This window comes from Variovorax sp. Soil_C_17 (assembly GCF_057657265.1).
The window spans coordinates 313,375-329,307 of sequence record NZ_JBDGIT010000005.1; the positions used below are offsets into that span (position 1 = coordinate 313,375).

Below are 15,933 nucleotides of genomic sequence, written 5' to 3' on the forward strand. Positions count from 1 at the left end.
GACACACATGGCAACCCAATCCAAACCCAATCTGCGCATCGCGGTCGACATCGGCGGCACCTTCACCGACATGGCCGCATTCGACGAGACCACCGGCAAGCTGCTGTTCGGCAAGGCGCTTTCGACGCACGGCCAGCTGGTCAACGGCATCCAGGCCACGCTGGACAGCGCCGACATCGATGTGCGCAACGGCCAGTTGTTCCTGCACGGCTCCACCATCGCCATCAATACGCTGCTGGAGCGCAACGGCGCCAACACCGCGCTGCTGATCACGGAAGGCTTTCGCGACATCTACGAGATCGGCCGCGTGAACCGTCCGGATGCCTACAACCTGTTCTTCAACAAGCACCAGCCGCTGGTCAAGCGCTCGCTGCGCTTCGAAGTGGCCGAGCGCCTTCGCGCCGACGGCAGCTTGCACAAGCCGCTGGACGAGGGCGCGGTGCGCGAGCTGGCTCGCGAGCTGAAGGGCAAGAACATCGAGGCAGTGGCGGTGCTGCTGCTCCACTCGTACCGCAATCCGGCGCACGAGCAGCGCGTTAAGCAGATCCTGCAGGAAGAGCTTCCGAACGCCTTCGTGTCCGCTTCGCACGAGCTGTCGCAGGAATACCGCGAGTTCGAGCGCGTTTCCACCGTCGTGGCCAATGCCTACGTCGGGCCTCGCGTTTCCCAATACCTCGGTCAGCTCGAAACACACCTTTCCGACAAGGGCTTCGGCGGCGACTTCTATGTCGTGCAGTCGACCGGCGGCCTGTTCCCGATCGAGCATGCTCGCGTCGGCTGCGTTCGGATGCTGGAGTCGGGCCCCGCTGCCGGTGTGATCGGTGCACAGGCCATCTGTGCGCAACTCGGCATGGGCGATGCGATCGCCTTCGACATGGGCGGCACGACGGCCAAGGCAGGCGTGATCAGCAAGGGCCGGCCGCTCACGACGGGCTCGGCGCTGATTGGCGGCTATGAGCGCGCGCTGCCGATCCAGATCCCGATGATGGACATCCACGAGGTCGGCACCGGCGGTGGCTCGATCGCCCGCGTGGAGACCGGCAACGCGCTGCGTGTGGGACCGCAAAGCGCCGGCTCCATCCCGGGGCCGGTGGCCTATGGCCGCGGCGGCAAGGAACCGACCGTGACCGACGCCAACCTGGTGCTGGGCCGACTCGACGCCGACAACTTCCTGGGCGGCGAACTCAAGCTCGACATGGAAGGTTGCAAGCGGCAGATGGACGAGCGTGTGGCCGGTCCGCTGGGCCTGGATCCGACCGAGGCGGCCGACGGCATCCTGCGTATCGCGGTGACGCAGATGTCACACGCAGTGAAGGCGGTGACCACCGAACGCGGCCTGGACGCCGGCAGCTTCACCATGGTGGTGTACGGCGGCGCCGGCCCGCTGCATGCCTCGGCGATCGCACGCGAGATCGGCATCCGCAAAGTGCTGATCCCGTACGCGCCGGGCTACTTCTCCGCCTACGGGATGCTGTTCTCCGACCTGCGCTATGACTACGTGCGCTCGGTGTTCCGCAAGCTCACCGACGTCTCCTTCGAGGAAATTGAATCGGCCTACAAGACGATGGAAGACGAGGGCCGCGCCGCGCTGGCGCAGTCCGGCGTGAAGGCGGACGGCGTGGTGATCGAGCGTGCGGCCGACATGCGCTACGTGGGCCAGGAGCACGCGGTGACGGTGGACCTCCCGATGGCTTTCTTTGAGGGCAAGGACCGCTCGGCCATCAAGCAGCAGTTCGACGAGCTGCACAAGGTGCGCTACGGCACTTCGGCACCCAAGGAGCCGGCTGACCTGGTGAGCCTGCGCGTCACCGTGCTCGGCATCATGAAGAAGCCGCCCAAGCACCGCGTGGATGAGGGTTCGTCCAAGCCGGAGAAGGCAGCGCTGCGCACCGTCAAGCCGGTGTACTTCCGCTCCGGCGGCTGGGCCGACACGCCCGTCTACAAGCGCGACCTTCTGCGCTCCGGCAACGTCGTCAGCGGCCCGGCGCTGATCGAGGAGCACGCCTCCACCACCGTGATGCAACCAGGCGATGAGATGCGCGTAGACGAACTCGGCAACCTTCAAATTTCCATCGGGAGCGACCGCTCATGAGCAACCAGCACACTTCCTCGGCCGTGGTTGACCCGGTCACCGTCGAGATCATTCGCAACGGCCTGTACGCCGTGACAGAGGAGATGAAAACCAATCTCACGCGCACCGCCTACAACCTGATCATCTACGAGGCGCTGGACTTTACCGTGGGGCTTTTCACCAGGGAGGGCGACACGGTCTCGATCGGCCTGGGCCTGCCGATGTTCATCCGGGGCATGTCCGAGACGGTCAAGGCCAAGATCAGGCACTTCGGCTACGAGAACATCCTGCCGGGCGACATCCTGGTCACAAACGATGCCTATACCACCGGCAGCCATCTGAACCACTTCACGTTCACGATGCCGGTGTTCCACGAGGGCAAGCTGGAAGGGTTCACCTGCTGCATGGCGCACTGGCTTGACGTGGGCGGCACGCTAGGCAACGTCACCACCGACATCTTCAGCGAAGGGATCCAGATTCCCATCATGAAGTACCAACGCGAAAACGTGGTGAACCAGGACCTGGTCGACATCATCGCGATGAACGTGCGACTGGCTGATCGGGCATTGGGCGACCTACGCGCGCAGATCACCGCCATCACTACAGGCGAGCGCCGCTACGTGGAGCTCCTGGAGCGCTATGGAGTGGATGCAGTGAACGGCTCAATCCGCCAGATCATGGACTCGTCAGAGGCGGTGGCGCGCAAGAACACCCTTTCGATTCCCGATGGCGTGTATGAGGCGGAGTCCTTCATGGACGACGACGGACTGGAGATCGGCAAGCGCATCCCGATTCGCGTCAAGGTGACCGTCACGGGTGAAGAGATGACGGTGGACTTGTCCGACGTCAGCAAGCAGGTACGAGGCTTCTACAACTCAGGCTTCACGACCGGCATCGCCTGCGCACAGGTGGCCTACAAGTGCCTGACCACGCCGACCGACTACCCGGTCAACGACGGAAGTTTCCGCGCGCTGAAGGTGATCATGCCGATGGGCACGGTGATCAGTGCCGAGCGGCCGTACCCGATGCGGGTGTGGATGACCTTCCCGATGACGGTGATCGACACCATCTTCAAGGCGCTGGCTCCAGCCATCCCGGACCGCTCGATCGCAGGTCACCACGCCGACCTGGTGTTTCCCAACATCCACGGCATCTCCCCGGAGGATGGGCGACTCTTCATTGTCGGCATCGGACCGCTGGGTGGAGGATGGGGCGCCAAGTCGACGGAAGACGGCGTCTCGGTCACGGTGTGCATCAACGATGGCGACACCCACAACAGTCCGACCGAGCAGCTCGAAGCTAAGTACCCGGTGCTGGTCGAGAAGTACCAGATTCGCCAGGACAGTGCCGGCGCCGGTCGGTACCGCGGTGGTCTGGGCGCCGAAATGGTGGTGCAGGCGCTGTCTCCTTTCACCGTCACCACCCGCATCGATCGCGTCCACTGCAAGCCATGGGGCCTGGAAGGCGGCGGGGACGCCATGGGCAACGGCCTCGCCGTGCGTCACAAGGGTGAGTGGAAGACCGACCACCTGAACGCAAAGATCTTCAACGTGCGGCTGGAGCGCGGAGACGCCTACAAGATGCTGTCGGGTGGCGGTGGCGGCTTCGGCGATCCGCTTGCCCGCGACATGGACCTTGTCGCAGAGGACGTGCGCGAGGGCTACGTCAGCAGCGAGGTGGCACGTGAGGTCTATTGCGTCGCCCTGGACTCAAAGGGGCAGGTCGACCAAGAGGCGACGCGCATGCTTCGCAAGGCACCAAAAGCCTCGCGCAATGGTGTGTCCCTTGACGTCGCCTGGGACGGACAGTGAGCCTCGCCATGGCCGATGACGTGTCGCAGCGCGCCTCCAGGCTCTCACGCCTGTGGAGCGAACTTGCGATGCGTCACGTTGCACTCGGCTCCAGTTGCGGCTGCGGCGCCGGCGGCGTGAGCCTCCAGCTGGTCGACTTCGAGCTGGACATCGTGGACTACCTGGAGGACCAGGGCCTCCGCTCCGGTGTTGCCGATGTGGAGGCCTTCTTCCGGGCCCGCCCGACGTCTGAAGCAACCGGTCTGCCACTTCAGACTCTGCTGGAAGATCTTGAGCGCGACGAGTTTACCGCCGAGGCGAGCGAGTGGTTGCTGGCACGACTGGAGCGAACTTTGAACTCTTTCGCTGAGCTTCACGGCGGGCGACAGCAGGGTGAGTCATGACCGGCCACTTCTCCTCGTTGCTGGGAGCTGACCAGCCCGGGCAGGTGCGCGTCCCTGTGACGGTCCTGACCGGATTCCTTGGCAGCGGAAAGACGACGCTCCTCAACGAACTGCTGCGCGAACCTGATCTGGTCGGCACCGCGGTCATTGTCAATGAGTTCGGTGAAATCGGTATCGACCACGACCTGATCGCCAACACAACGGAGGACACCATCCTGCTGGCCAACGGCTGCATGTGTTGTGCGGTGCGCGGCGATATCATCGGTGCGCTGGTGGGTCTCGCGGAACGCGGCGCATCGGGCGGCCCAGCATTGCGCCATGTATTGATCGAGACGAGCGGCCTCGCCGACCCTGCGCCGATCCTTCGGACCGTGATGGGAGAACCCGCCGTCAAGGATCGCTTCACATTGGCCGGCGTGTGCTGCACCGTCGACGCTGTTCTGGCGCGGGGCACGCTCGATCGTTATTTCGAAGCCGCCCGACAAGTCGCCATGGCCGATCACCTTTTTCTCACGAAGGCCGATCTGCTGGGCGAGCCAATCCCCCAGGAGTTGCTTGACCGCTTGAGGAGCTTGAACCCGACAGCTGCAGTGCATCTGGAGCGCGGAGAGTACGTGGCAGTGCTGCGTCAGACGATGCAGACGCCCGTCAGCGACGCGCGGTCTTTCTCAGCGGAGAGTGGATCCTTCTACAGACCGGTGACAACCGCCGGCGAAGCGGGTGATGCACCGGCGCACTCGGGCGGAATCGCTTCATTCGTGATCGCTCGCGACGATCCGTTGCCGCGAGATGGCTTCCTTTCCTGGCTCGACATGGTGATCGCGATGCGGGGCGAAGACCTGCTGCGCGTGAAAGGAATCGTCAACCTGCAGGAGCAGCCGGAACAGCCGCTCGTGTTCCACGGCGTACAGCACCTGTACCAGCCGCCCGAGTCATTGCCGGCCTGGCCGAGCGCGGACAGACGCACCCGGATCGTGTTCATCACCCGCGGCGTCGACGCAGAGTCGATGGACGAGTCGCTGCGCGTCTTCGAGCGGCGACGCCCGAGACCGCCTGCGGCCTCGTCGCCGGTCCCCTCATCTAAATCAACGGAGACTCCATGAAATCACTGAAAGTAGTTGTCGCGTGCGCGATCCTCGCGGTCGCACCCGCATGGGCGCAGACTGGCAAATTCCCTGACCGCTTGATCCGCATCGTCGTTCCTTTTGCCGCGGGAGGCGGTGTAGACAACATCGCGCGCCTGCTGGCCAACCAGCTACACACACAGCTCGGGGTGTCGGTGATTGTGGAAAACCGTGCCGGCGCGAACGGCACGCTGGGTGGCAAGGCAGTCCAGACCGCTACCGCCGACGGCTATACGCTGCTGTTCTCCGCGGCCACGCACGTGCTGGCCAAGGAGGTCGTCGCCACGCCGCCTTACGACCCGCAAACAGAATTCTCTCCGATTGCGCGGGTTGCAGAGGCGCCGCTGATGCTCGTCATCGCGCCCCAACTGGAGCCTCGCAAGCTCACCGACGTGCTGGCTGCGGCAAAGAAGGAGCCGGATAAGTGGACAGCGGCCATTCCGGCTGCAGGTGCACCAAGTCACCTGGCCACGCTGCTCCTGGCCAAACAGGGCAACGTCAAGTTCACCTATGTTCCTTACAAGGGCACCCAACCTGCGTTGGTGGACGTAGGGGGCGGACACGTGCAGCTCCTGATGGACTCGATGATCTCTGTGCTGCCGCTGGCCAAAGCGGGCCGCGTCCGGCCCATCGCAATCACTTCAGCCAAGCGCAGCCCTCTCGCGCCCGACGTTCCGACAGTGCAGGAGAGCGGGCTGCCGGGCTTCACATACGGGTCGTGGTACGGCGTGTGGGCGCCCAAGGGCACCCCCGCCGATCGGGTCCAGTTGCTCAACAATGCCATCAACAAATCGATGTCTGAGTTGGGCAGATCGGGCGCGCTCGCAAGCCTTGGCGTAGAGCCTGTGACTCAGGACGTCGACCAGTTCAAAAGCTATGTCGCTGGTTTCGTCTCCCAAAGCGCTGAACTCCTCAAGAGTGCAGGATTCAAGCCTGAGTGACGACGACGCCAGACAACGCTTCATCCATCGAGATCACAACCATGAACAGAACCATCATCGCGGCAGCGAGCATGCTGTCTTGCGTCACCGCGGCCACCGCCCAATCGTCCGTCACGCTCTTCGGCGTCGTCGATGTCGGCGTTAGCTACTACAGCGCCAAGAGCGAGTTCTACAACAACACTGCTGCACTGGTGCTTCCGCTGCCGAGCGTCACCCGAAGCCAGACGGTTTTGTCCAACAGCGGGCAATCGAACAGCCGTTTGGGCTTTCGCGGCACAGAGGACCTTGGCGGTGGACTTTCCGCCGGCTTCTGGCTCGAAGCCGGCACGACGCCGGACAGCGGCGCCACCGGGGTCGCAAGTTTTAATCGGCGGTCGACCGTCAGTTTGTCCGGCCCCTTCGGCGAGATTCGGCTGGGCCGCGACTTCACGCCGACCTTCTGGAACGACTCGGTCTTCAGCCCATTCAGCACGATCGGAGTCGGCGCCAATGTCGTTTCGACTGTCGGGACGAATCTGCAGACCGTAAGAGGTCCTGGATCGCCCGTGGCCGCTTCCGACAACTACCTTCGCACCAGCAACAGCATCGGCTACTTTCTTCCGCCCAATCTGGGCGGAGTCTATGGACAGCTGCAGTTCGCGCTGCACGAGAACGTCTCGCAGAGCAATATGCCGGGAAGTCCAAGCCACAGGGGCCGCTTCTTTGGCGGCCGGTTGGGCTACGCTGCCGGGCCGCTCGACGTTGCCTTGGCCTATGGGGAAAGCACGGCAGCGGACACCATTGGCATGAACGCCGCTGGATTTCCGACCGGAGTCAATCTGGATGAGAAGATCAAAACAATCAATCTCGGTGCCTCGTACGATTTTGGTTTCATGAAGCTCTTCGGTGAAGTCTCCCAAGTCACGGATCGCGCGCTGTCAACGGCACCGTCGCCGGTGCTAGGTTCTGTGACGCTTCGTGATTCAGACAAGTACAAGGGTGGCCTTCTGGGCGCCACCGTGCCCGTCGGTCCAGGTCTGATCAAGGCGTCGTACTCACGCGTCAGATTCGACAACGACCTGGGCCCATTGGCGACCCCATTTGCGCCGCGACGAGACGCATCGGTGAACAAGCTCGCCGTCGGGTACGACTACAACCTCTCAAAGCGCACGGCGCTGTACGCCACGGTTGCCCGCATTCGGGTCAAAGACGGTCAGAACAATCCGGCGATCATGGGGGCGGTGACGGGGGGAGGAGCGTATCTGTCTACAGGTGCAGGAGCATCAGGATTGGCACCGCGCAGTTCCACCGGATATGACTTTGGCATCCGGCATGCGTTCTGATGTGACCTCGCACGGCGGCGATGAACGTGCTCGTCGCTATCGCCGAGTTCACGCTCGAGGTTGAGGGCGACTGTCTGCTATCGGCAAAGGCTGAAAGCCCGCAATGGGCCCGCGCGTGACATGGCGCAAAGTGTTTGGTCCCCAAACTGTACAGGAGATCGACATGGACGCATCCCCCCATCTCAGCGCCGCGCCTTGCCTGGAACAAGGACAAACTCGTCGGGCAGAAGTGGCCGTTTAAGCTCAAGGAGATCTGGGCGATCCGGACTCGGCTCCAGCTGTCATGCCGAACCCGCGACCTTGCGCTCTTCAACCTCGGTATCGACAGCAAGCTTCGGGCCTGCGACCTGGTCAAGCTGCGGGTGCGCGACGTGGCCAATGGTGACAGGCCGGCAGCTCGCGCGAACGTGATCCAGCAGAAGACGGGACGACCGGTCCAGTTCGAACTCACCGAGCCAACCCGCGTTGCCGTGTCCGATTGGATCCATTCGGCGCATCTACGTCCCGAAGACTTCCTCTTCCCGAGCCGGGTTCATGCTTCGCCACACCTCGGGACGCGGCAGTACGCGCGCATCGTCGACGCATGGGTGGAGGAGATCGGCCTGGACTCGGCGGACTACGGCACCCATTCGATGCACCGGACCAAGGCTTCCTTGGTCTACCGCCGCACCAGGAACCTGCGCGCGGTGCAACTTTTGCTCGGGCACACCAAGCTGGACTATGTCCGTTGCCGGCCTATGTCCCGTGACGCGCCTTCCCGCCTCGGCGCGAGTGGTCGCACTACAGAACATAGGCCTGCGACTACAGCGCCTTCAAGAACGCCAGCAGCTTGTCGTCGGGCCGATACCGCCCCGGGGCGACCGGCGGGCGGCGTGATCCGATCGAGCGCCTGCTGCTTCAACTCCAGGTCAGCGTCCAGGTACATCTGTGTCGTCTCGATCGACTCGTGGCCAAGCCACAGCGCGATGACGGATCGATCGATGCCTGCTTGCAGTAGATCCATCGCTGTCGTATGCCGCAGCACATGTGGGCTCACGCGCTTGTGCTTCAGCGACGGCCAAGTCACAGTCGCCGTGGCCACATGCTTGGCCAACAGATAGTGCACGCCGTGTGCGCTCAGGCGGCCACCTTGAGAATTGGGGAACAAGGGCTGCCCGGCGACCTTCGTTGGCTCGTGCAACCACGCGGCGAGGACTGCCCTCGTGTTCTTGCTCAAGGGTGTGCACCGCTCCTTGCGGCCCTTGCCGAGCACGCGCACATGAGCACCAGCGCCCAGCTGGAGGTCGTCCGGCACGAGGCTCGTCAGCTCCGACAGCCGAAGCCCTGTCTGCACTGCCAGCAGGATCAGCGCATGGTCGCGCCGCCCCGACCACGTGCGTCGATCCGGCGCCGCGAGCAAGGCGTCGACCTCCGCACGGCTGAGGAATGGCACCATCGCGCGGATGAAGCGCTTGGCCGGGATGGCCAGAACTCGCTGGGTCTGCGCGGCGTGAGTGGGAACCTCGAAGGCCACGTAGCGGAAGAATGAGTGGATTGCCGTCAGGCGCAAGTTGCGCGTCCTGGCCGTGCTTCCGCGCGTGGCCTCCAGATCGTCGAGGAAGGCAGCCACCAGGGGCGCGTCGATGTTGTCGAGCGCCAGCGCTGACGGCGCCTTGCGCAGCCTCTTGTACGCGAACTGCAGCAGCATCCGGAAGGTGTCGCGGTAGGAGGCGATCGTGTGCGCACTGGCGCGGCGTTGCTGCATCAACCGCTGTGTGAAGAAGCCTTCAAGCAGCGTGGCGAAGTCCGGCCGGCCGGTCACCCTGTCTCTCCCCAGCGGCGCTCCAGCCGCGCCATCGCCTGCGCCATCAGCTCTGGCTGGCCGCTCAGGTACCAGTAGGTGCCCTGCACGTAGACGTGGCCGAGGTAGGTTGCCAGCACTGGCAGCTGCCGCTCGGGATCGACACCCGACTGGTACCAGCGGGTGAGAACAGTGACTGCGAAGCGGTGCCGGAAGTCGTGCAGCCTGGGACCACGGCTTGCACCCGGCGCGCGCAGCCCCGTCTTGTGCGACAGGGCGTAGAACGCCCGGTGCACGCGGCCACCGTCAAGTCGCGTGCCGCGGTTGGAGACGAAGAGGTACGGCGAGCTGTTCGGCCCGAGGAACTGCTCGCGGCGACGTAGGTACTCGGCCAGCACGGCGCATGTGGTCGGGTGGATGGGCACCAACCGCGATCGGCCCAGCTTGGCCGCGTGGATCGTCAGCACCGCATGCACCAGGTCGACGTCATCCAGCTTCAGGTCCAGCGCCTCGGAGATGCGAAGGCCCGTGACGCTGAGCAATCCCAGAAGGCCATGGAACACCCAGGGGCGTAGCGGCGTGGACGGCCAGGTCGTCGGCAGTTCCAGCGCCGCGTCCAGAAGTCGTTGCACTTCTTGCTCGGTGTACAGGTAGGGCTTCGCCCGGGTGGAACGGTGGGGCAGGAGCTGCGCCGGTGGAACCTCGGTGACAGGATCGGCGGCGCTGCGGTAGCGGGCGAAGCCGCGCACGAAGCCCAGGCGCCGAGCCCACTCCGCCGGTTGAACATTGGCCGCCTGCGCCCAGTGCAGGGCAGATCGCACAGTGATGTGCGGTTCCTGATGCTCTTCCAGGAAGCTCACGAATCGCGGCAACCGGCCCGCGTCGTGCATCTTGAAGCCCAGGCTTCGGCGCAGTGCCAAGTAGTGCCGCAGCTCGTCGCGAAGCGGGTTCATCGTGCACCTCCCGGCCAGGGCAGCGCCAAGGGGCGCAGCGCGTCGAGGTCAACGCGGGCATAGATCGACGTGGACTGCGGGCTGCGGTGCCGCAGCACCTCGCCGATCTCCGCCAGAGACGCGCCGCCTCGCAACATCTGAACAGCCAAGGCATGGCGGAACTGGTGTGAGCCGCGGTGAGGTGCATTGACCCCGGCGCGCGCCAACGCGTACCTCACGACCGAGTCGATGGCGTCCGAGTTGTGAGCGAAGCCACGGATCGGTGCCGTCGAGCGCAGGAACAGGTGGCGATCGTCACACGCGGGTCGGCCACGCTCAAGGTAGGCGGCGATGGCTCGACCCACGTCGTTGGGCATCGGCAGCAGGCTCTCGCGCCCACCCTTGCCCCGCGTGCGCAGGTGCCCGCGCTCCCAGTCGCAGTCTTCCAGCTGCAGGGTCACGACTTCGTTGGCTCGCAATCCTAGGCGCGCCAGGATCAGCAGGATCGCGCGATCGCGCAGGCCGACCGCCGTGTCGACGTCGCAGCTGTCGATGGCGCGCTGAGCATTCTCGGCCGAGATGGCACGCGGCAGCGACGGGGTAGTCGTCCAGGTGGCCACCGCCGGCACCGCGGCGACGAGCCCGCCGGCAACGTCGCCGCAGTATTGGCCGTAGCGCAGGAACGATCGCATGGCGGTGACGACGCATTTGAGGCCAGGCGGCCGCAGATGGACCGCTTGGCCGCGAATGAATTCGATGATGTCATTGGCGACGACCATGCGCATGTCGGCCGCGCCGCCGCTGAAGCGGTGCACGAGGGACTGCCGCGCAACGTTCGTGTAACGCTCGATCGTCGGGGGCGCCAGCCCTTGCTGGCTGCGCAAGTGATGAGCGAAGGCGGCCACGAGATCCTCGGACGGGATCGATCTAGCGATGGCTTGAGCGCACACGCCTCGGGATCGCAGGAAGCCCAGGACATGCTGGGTGTCGTACTCCTCGCGTCGTCGGGTCTCCGGGCGGATCGGTCCCCGATGACGCCGGCGTCGGTGCAAGAATCGCTGGATGTGGGCCTCGCTGAGCTCGGCGGGATCAACATCATGCTTGGCAAGCCAGCGGTCGAACGCCACAGCGTGCAGTGCCTTGACGTACGCGACGGCGGCGACGAACTGCTGACACAGCAACAGCTCAACGAAGGAACCAAGATGCTCTGAGATTGGGCCGACGGCGCTGCCCACGAGCGCGGTTGCGCTCTCGTATGTACGTTCCAAAATGCTCTCCTTGCGGGCTGTGTTGCCCGGCAGAGAGCATTCCTATGTGTTGTTCGAATCGCGGCGCGCAGCGGCCACAGCCGCCGACGCGCCTGGACGGGACATAGTCCAGCGCGGGAGATAGTCCAGCCTATGGACTTCAGTACATAGGCTGGAAAGCACCGTCCGCTACCTGGGGATCAAAGTTGAAGACGCGCTGGAAATAGCCGAACAGACGGAAGCCTGACCTGCCCTGGCGCCCCGAACCGGCGGGCGCCAGAGAAGGGCAAGATGCGGCCCAAAACCTGCCGCTCGCCCTGCTGCCGGGAAGAGCCGAGCCTGCACGGCACGTTCGGCGTCGAACACGAAGACTCATGCGCCAATGTGCGGCGACCGATCTCACGGCTGCGTGGTCGTGCTTTTGGCCCACGGTGCAGGCCGAGAACGTTTCGGACGGTCAGGCCCGCCCCGCTTGACATCTTGCGGTCAGAGAGTAGCATGTATATCCACGTATGGATATACATCATGAACCTGCAAGTGGCAAAGTGGGGCAACAGCCTAGCCCTTCGGATTCCGTCCGAGGTCGTGCGCCGGCTCGGCCTGCACGAAGGCGCAACCGTCGACGCGCAGATCACCGTGGATGGCGCCCTGTCGATCCGGCCAGCGCAGTGGGATCGCAAGGCGTTCGCTCTCGAGTTGACCGAGGCGCGCAAAGCCATGCCGATGAGCGCCCCCGTGATGGAAGAAGTACGCCGCGATGCCAGGTACTGACATGGTCTACGTCGACACCAGCGTGCTCGTGCCTCTGTTTGTGAATGAGGCCCACAGCGCGGCCGCCTCCGCTTGGTACTCGAGCGAGCAGGCGGAACTCGTCGCCGCCGCCTGGTGCATTCCGGAGTTCGCCAGCGCGCTTGGCATCAAGCAGCGCACCGGCGCGATCGACGCGCAGCACGCTCAAGGCGCCTGGTCGCGCTTTGAACGCATGGTGGCTGCAGACCTGCGGCTGTTGCCGGTTGAGCCGGCGCACTTTCATCGAGCGGCCGAGCTGGTACTGGATGCCGCGAGTGCTCTGCGTGCCGGCGACGCGCTCCACCTAGCGTGTGCCGAAGCCGCAGGCGCGAAGCGCATGGCGACGCTCGACGACGTTCTTGGCCGTAACGCCCAACGGCTGAAGATCAAGCCCGTCGCGCTGCGCGGTTTGACCTGATGGATGTCGGCGCTTCAGCGTGCAGCGAAGTCCTCCGCCGCGGCCCTGCGATCGGGGTGCGCCCGTGGCAAGCATTGGCCGGCCGCCCTCGGCCCACAACCGGCCGCTCGCATAACTGGCTTCAATGTCCGGTGACTGCCACACACCGGTCATCGGGAAGGGAAATCCCCTTCCGCCGCTACGTGCCCTCAGCTGACCTTTCGGCTTTCTAGAAAGCTGCCGCACGATGGATCCACCGCTTTTAGCGGTGGCCATGCTCGTATCAGCCGTTCGCGGCCGCTAAGGATCGGCCAGGAAGGTGAGTTCGCGGTGCGAGATCGAACGTAGGCAGCGTGAGATCACCAGTCGCTCGCCGCGCTGCCCTCGGGGGCAGTGCACCACCTGGAGCCAAGCCGACATCCGCTGGCCACGATCTCGCCGCTCTGAAGCTGCCGGTAGGACACCCTCGCAGTCACCCGTACGAGGCCCCATCTTCGATCCCGCGGCCGCCGACGCCGTCGTCATTCCGATCAGGAGCGCTTCCGCTTCTCGCGCGACAACCTGCCTGGTGCGGCCTTGCGACGCCCACTTGTGGCCGTTGCCGGCTGGCGCTGCGTCGCGGCCAATCCGGCCTCGAGCACGAGCGTCGCAGTGGCCAGCACCTTGCCGCGCGTTGCCTCGTCTAGCTTGAAGGCGTCGTTGCGCACGGCCAGCGTCAGCATGCCATTGAACATGCCCCACAACGCGGTCGCCATGGCGGCGGCATCGATGTCGCCGCGGATCTCGCCGCTCGCGATGCCGTCGCGCAATGCCCGCTCCAGCTTGCCGTTCATCTCGGCCACCAGCGCTGTCAGTGACTTGGCGGCTTCCGGGTCGTCGGGCGGCGAGGCGAGCAGGAGGAACTGCGCCGGCTGCTCGAGCGCGAACCGCCGGTAGGCGTCGCCGGCGCGCAGGATGCGCTCGATGGGCGAGCCGGGTGCGGCATACGCCGCCTCCATGTGCCGACGGTTCTCGAGCAGCGCCGACTCGGTCGCGGCCGCGAGCAAGGCGGCTTTGCCGCCGACCCGGTTGTAGACCGTCTGCGGGGCAACGTCGGCGCGACGCGCCACCTCTTCGGCACTCAGCGCAGCCGCGCCGCCTTCGGCCAGGATCGCCGAGGCGATCTCCACGATCGTCCGGCGCATCTCCTCGGTGCGTCGCTGCGTGCGCGTCAGGTTCTGCTCAAGCATGGGGTTGACTATAGCAAACTCCATATGTAGAGTTGACTCCAACATTAGAGGAGACTAACTTGCTGCAGCATTCCGAGGTTCACTTCAGTTCCGAAGGCCAGCGCTGCGCCGCGTGGCTCTATCTGCCAGAGAGCAGCCGGCCCGCACCGGTCATCGTGATGGCGCATGGCCTCGGCGGCGTGCGCCAGATGCGGCTCGATGCGTTCGCCGAGCGTTTCCGGGCGGCCGGCTACGCCTGCCTGGTCTTCGACTACCGGCATTTCGGCGGCAGCGAGGGCGAGCCTCGGCAGTTGCTGGACGTGCGCAAGCAGCAGGCCGACTGGCGATCCGCCGTGGCGTTCGCGCGCGGGCTGCCACGGGTCGACGGGCGGCGCGTGGTCGTCTGGGGCACTTCGTTTGGTGGCGGTCACGCCATTCACACCAGCGCCACCATGCAAGGCGTCAGCGCGATGATCGCGCAGTGCCCGTTCACCGACGGCCCGGCCTCCGGGCTGGCCATGAATCCGATCACGGCGCTGCGCGTGACCTCGCTGGCGATCGCTGATCAGCTGCGCGCCTGGCTCGGCGCGCCGCCGCTGATGGTGGCCACCAGCGGCTCCCCGCGATCCGCCGCCCTGATGACGGCGCATGACTGTCTCAGCGGTTACCTGAATCTGGTGCCGCACGGTGGTGTGCCGTTCGAGAACCGCGTCGCCGCGCGCGTGGCGCTGCAGATCATGGCCTACCGCCCGGGCCGGCTCGCTCGGCGCCTGCAGTGCCCTGCGCTGTTCTGTGTCTGCGAAAACGACACTGTCGCCCCGGCGGCCGCCACCTTACGCCATGTGCGCAAAGCGCCGCGCGGCGAAGTGAAGCTCTACGCGGAAGAGCATTTCGATGTCTACGTCGGCGATGGCTTCGAACGGGTGGTGACGGATCAGCTCGATTTTCTCAAGCGCCACATCGCCCTGAAAGGATGAACCATGTCGAAATATCATTTGACTAATCGAGTCGTGGCCATCACCGGCTCCACTGGCGGCTTGGGATCAGCGCTCGCAGCGGCGCTGCGCGCCAAGGGCGCCCACCTGGCATTGTTCGACCTGGACTTGGCCAAGGTCGAGGCGCAGGCAAAGACTTTGGGCGGCCTCTCCCTAGCCCGCGGCTGGACCGCCAACGTGCGCAGCATGGAGAGCCTGGAGGTGGCCATGGCGGAAGCCGCGGCGCATTTCGGCCATATCGACGTGGTGATCGCCAACGCAGGCATCGACACCATGGCGCCCATGGCTACGCTCAACCCGGAGGCATTCGAGCGCGTCATCGACATCAACCTCAACGGCGTATGGCGCACCTTCCGCGCCGGCCTTCCCTACGTGCAGAAGCGGCAGGGCTACCTCATGGGCATTTCGTCGATGGCGGCCTTCGTCCATTCGCCGCTCCAGGCGTCTTACACCGCCAGCAAGGCAGGAGTTTGGGCACTGTGCGACAGCGTCCGCCTGGAATTGCAGCATCTGGGAGTCGGTGTCGGCAGCGTGCATCCAACCTTTTTCCACACACCGATGATGGACGACGTAGTGGCCGATCCCGCAGGCCGTGCCTTGTGGGGCGGAAATGACGAAGGCCTTTGGAAAATGATTTCGCGCGAAGCGGTCGTGCGCGACATGGTGGCCGGCATCGAGCGGCGCGCGGACATGGTGGTCGTGCCCAAGCGAAATACCATCATCGCAAAGGCGCCCGGACTCTTCCGGCGCTTTATCGAGCGCGCCGGGTTCCGTGGCAAGAACATCCAGCAAGCCATCAAGCTGGCATCGCCCACCGGATGGAACTTGCCCGCAAAAGCTCACGGGGGTCATTCCGGGCTTGAGCGAGAGAGCAAGGCCAGGGAAGACCGCAATCGCAGAGCGTCAGGACATGGCGCGTGTTGAAAGGCTCGC

General features: G+C 64.9%; 14 protein-coding genes and 2 pseudogenes. 12 read left to right on the forward strand and 4 right to left on the reverse strand.

Translation table 11 applies throughout. The annotated features are described in order from the left end of the window. Nucleotides 1–7 precede the first annotated feature (7 nt). From AC3A6Y_RS24245 to AC3A6Y_RS24275, 7 genes and pseudogenes are all read left to right on the forward strand, one after another. Nucleotides 8–2,092, forward strand: a complete 2,085-nt coding sequence (locus tag AC3A6Y_RS24245) for a hydantoinase/oxoprolinase family protein (protein WP_487870795.1) — start codon at nucleotides 8–10, stop codon at nucleotides 2,090–2,092. Continuing rightward, entirely contained in the window at nucleotides 2,089–3,882 is a 1,794-nt protein-coding gene (locus AC3A6Y_RS24250) for a hydantoinase B/oxoprolinase family protein (protein WP_487870796.1), read from the forward strand. The genes AC3A6Y_RS24245 and AC3A6Y_RS24250 overlap by 4 nt, the downstream gene beginning before the upstream one ends. A gap of 8 nt (nucleotides 3,883–3,890) precedes the next feature. After that, on the forward strand, nucleotides 3,891–4,265 hold the full coding sequence (locus tag AC3A6Y_RS24255; protein ID WP_487870797.1) for a hypothetical protein: 375 nt from the start codon (nucleotides 3,891–3,893) through the stop codon (nucleotides 4,263–4,265). After that, a complete protein-coding gene (locus tag AC3A6Y_RS24260) occupies nucleotides 4,262–5,368 on the forward strand; it encodes a CobW family GTP-binding protein (RefSeq protein WP_487870798.1) in 1,107 nt (368 codons plus the stop codon). The genes AC3A6Y_RS24255 and AC3A6Y_RS24260 overlap by 4 nt, the downstream gene beginning before the upstream one ends. Continuing rightward, nucleotides 5,365–6,330: a Bug family tripartite tricarboxylate transporter substrate binding protein gene (locus AC3A6Y_RS24265; protein ID WP_487870799.1), complete on the forward strand. Its 966-nt coding sequence runs from the start codon at nucleotides 5,365–5,367 to the stop codon at nucleotides 6,328–6,330. Before AC3A6Y_RS24260 ends, AC3A6Y_RS24265 begins: the two co-directional genes overlap by 4 nt. Before the next feature lie 41 nt (nucleotides 6,331–6,371). Continuing rightward, entirely contained in the window at nucleotides 6,372–7,652 is a 1,281-nt protein-coding gene (locus AC3A6Y_RS24270; RefSeq protein ID WP_487870800.1) for a porin, read from the forward strand. Nucleotides 7,653–7,831: 179 nt separating this feature from the next. After that, nucleotides 7,832–8,371, forward strand: a pseudogene (locus tag AC3A6Y_RS24275) (tyrosine-type recombinase/integrase); the annotation flags it as partial. Here the strand turns inward: AC3A6Y_RS24275 and AC3A6Y_RS24280 are convergent. Genes AC3A6Y_RS24280 through AC3A6Y_RS24290 form a run of 3 tightly spaced genes read right to left on the reverse strand, consistent with a single transcriptional unit; the run spans nucleotide 8,371 to nucleotide 11,632 of the window. Continuing rightward, on the reverse strand, nucleotides 8,371–9,453 hold the full coding sequence (locus AC3A6Y_RS24280) for a site-specific integrase (RefSeq protein ID WP_487870801.1): 1,083 nt from the start codon (nucleotides 9,451–9,453) through the stop codon (nucleotides 8,371–8,373). The pseudogene AC3A6Y_RS24275 and the gene AC3A6Y_RS24280 sit on opposite strands and share 1 nt — an antisense overlap. Beyond that, nucleotides 9,450–10,385, reverse strand: a complete 936-nt coding sequence (locus tag AC3A6Y_RS24285; RefSeq protein ID WP_487870802.1) for a tyrosine-type recombinase/integrase — start codon at nucleotides 10,383–10,385, stop codon at nucleotides 9,450–9,452. The genes AC3A6Y_RS24280 and AC3A6Y_RS24285 overlap by 4 nt, the downstream gene beginning before the upstream one ends. Then, on the reverse strand, nucleotides 10,382–11,632 hold the full coding sequence (locus tag AC3A6Y_RS24290) for a site-specific integrase (protein WP_487870803.1): 1,251 nt from the start codon (nucleotides 11,630–11,632) through the stop codon (nucleotides 10,382–10,384). Before AC3A6Y_RS24290 ends, AC3A6Y_RS24285 begins: the two co-directional genes overlap by 4 nt. A gap of 148 nt (nucleotides 11,633–11,780) precedes the next feature. Between AC3A6Y_RS24290 and AC3A6Y_RS24295 the strand changes: the two are divergent. The 3 genes and pseudogenes from AC3A6Y_RS24295 to AC3A6Y_RS24305 form a co-directional block, all read left to right on the forward strand. Beyond that, a pseudogene (locus AC3A6Y_RS24295) lies at nucleotides 11,781–11,858 on the forward strand (integrase); the annotation flags it as partial. Between the two features lie 278 nt (nucleotides 11,859–12,136). Further along, nucleotides 12,137–12,382 (forward strand): AbrB/MazE/SpoVT family DNA-binding domain-containing protein, encoded by a 246-nt coding sequence (locus AC3A6Y_RS24300; protein WP_487870804.1) that lies wholly within the window; start codon nucleotides 12,137–12,139, stop codon nucleotides 12,380–12,382. A gap of 1 nt (nucleotide 12,383) precedes the next feature. Then, on the forward strand, nucleotides 12,384–12,818 hold the full coding sequence (locus tag AC3A6Y_RS24305; protein ID WP_487870805.1) for a type II toxin-antitoxin system VapC family toxin: 435 nt from the start codon (nucleotides 12,384–12,386) through the stop codon (nucleotides 12,816–12,818). 509 nt (nucleotides 12,819–13,327) lie between these two features. Here the strand turns inward: AC3A6Y_RS24305 and AC3A6Y_RS24310 are convergent. Further along, nucleotides 13,328–14,026 carry a TetR/AcrR family transcriptional regulator gene (locus AC3A6Y_RS24310; RefSeq protein ID WP_487870806.1) on the reverse strand — a complete coding sequence of 233 codons (699 nt, stop codon included), beginning with the start codon at nucleotides 14,024–14,026 and terminating at the stop codon, nucleotides 13,328–13,330. A 59-nt stretch (nucleotides 14,027–14,085) separates the two neighbouring features. On the opposite strand from AC3A6Y_RS24310, the gene AC3A6Y_RS24315 reads away from it, so the two are divergent. After that, complete coding sequence (locus AC3A6Y_RS24315; RefSeq protein WP_487870807.1) at nucleotides 14,086–14,982, forward strand: alpha/beta hydrolase; 897 nt, start codon at nucleotides 14,086–14,088, stop codon at nucleotides 14,980–14,982. A gap of 3 nt (nucleotides 14,983–14,985) precedes the next feature. Further along, a complete protein-coding gene (locus AC3A6Y_RS24320; protein WP_487870808.1) occupies nucleotides 14,986–15,924 on the forward strand; it encodes an SDR family NAD(P)-dependent oxidoreductase in 939 nt (312 codons plus the stop codon). The last annotated feature ends 9 nt before the right edge of the window (nucleotides 15,925–15,933 follow it).

Bases quoted from the DNA above. Each gene is read 5' to 3' on its own strand.
- AC3A6Y_RS24255 (WP_487870797.1), top strand. From the start codon at position 3,891: ATGGCCGATGACGTGTCGCAGCGCGCCTCCAGGCTCTCACGCCTGTGG.
- AC3A6Y_RS24305 (WP_487870805.1), top strand. From the start codon at position 12,384: ATGGTCTACGTCGACACCAGCGTGCTCGTGCCTCTGTTTGTGAATGAG.
- AC3A6Y_RS24270 (WP_487870800.1), top strand. From the start codon at position 6,372: ATGAACAGAACCATCATCGCGGCAGCGAGCATGCTGTCTTGCGTCACC.
- AC3A6Y_RS24285 (WP_487870802.1), bottom strand. From the start codon at position 10,385: ATGAACCCGCTTCGCGACGAGCTGCGGCACTACTTGGCACTGCGCCGA.
- AC3A6Y_RS24310 (WP_487870806.1), bottom strand. From the start codon at position 14,026: ATGCTTGAGCAGAACCTGACGCGCACGCAGCGACGCACCGAGGAGATG.
- AC3A6Y_RS24250 (WP_487870796.1), top strand. From the start codon at position 2,089: ATGAGCAACCAGCACACTTCCTCGGCCGTGGTTGACCCGGTCACCGTC.
- AC3A6Y_RS24320 (WP_487870808.1), top strand. From the start codon at position 14,986: ATGTCGAAATATCATTTGACTAATCGAGTCGTGGCCATCACCGGCTCC.
- AC3A6Y_RS24300 (WP_487870804.1), top strand. From the start codon at position 12,137: ATGAACCTGCAAGTGGCAAAGTGGGGCAACAGCCTAGCCCTTCGGATT.
- AC3A6Y_RS24260 (WP_487870798.1), top strand. From the start codon at position 4,262: ATGACCGGCCACTTCTCCTCGTTGCTGGGAGCTGACCAGCCCGGGCAG.
- AC3A6Y_RS24265 (WP_487870799.1), top strand. From the start codon at position 5,365: ATGAAATCACTGAAAGTAGTTGTCGCGTGCGCGATCCTCGCGGTCGCA.
- AC3A6Y_RS24245 (WP_487870795.1), top strand. From the start codon at position 8: ATGGCAACCCAATCCAAACCCAATCTGCGCATCGCGGTCGACATCGGC.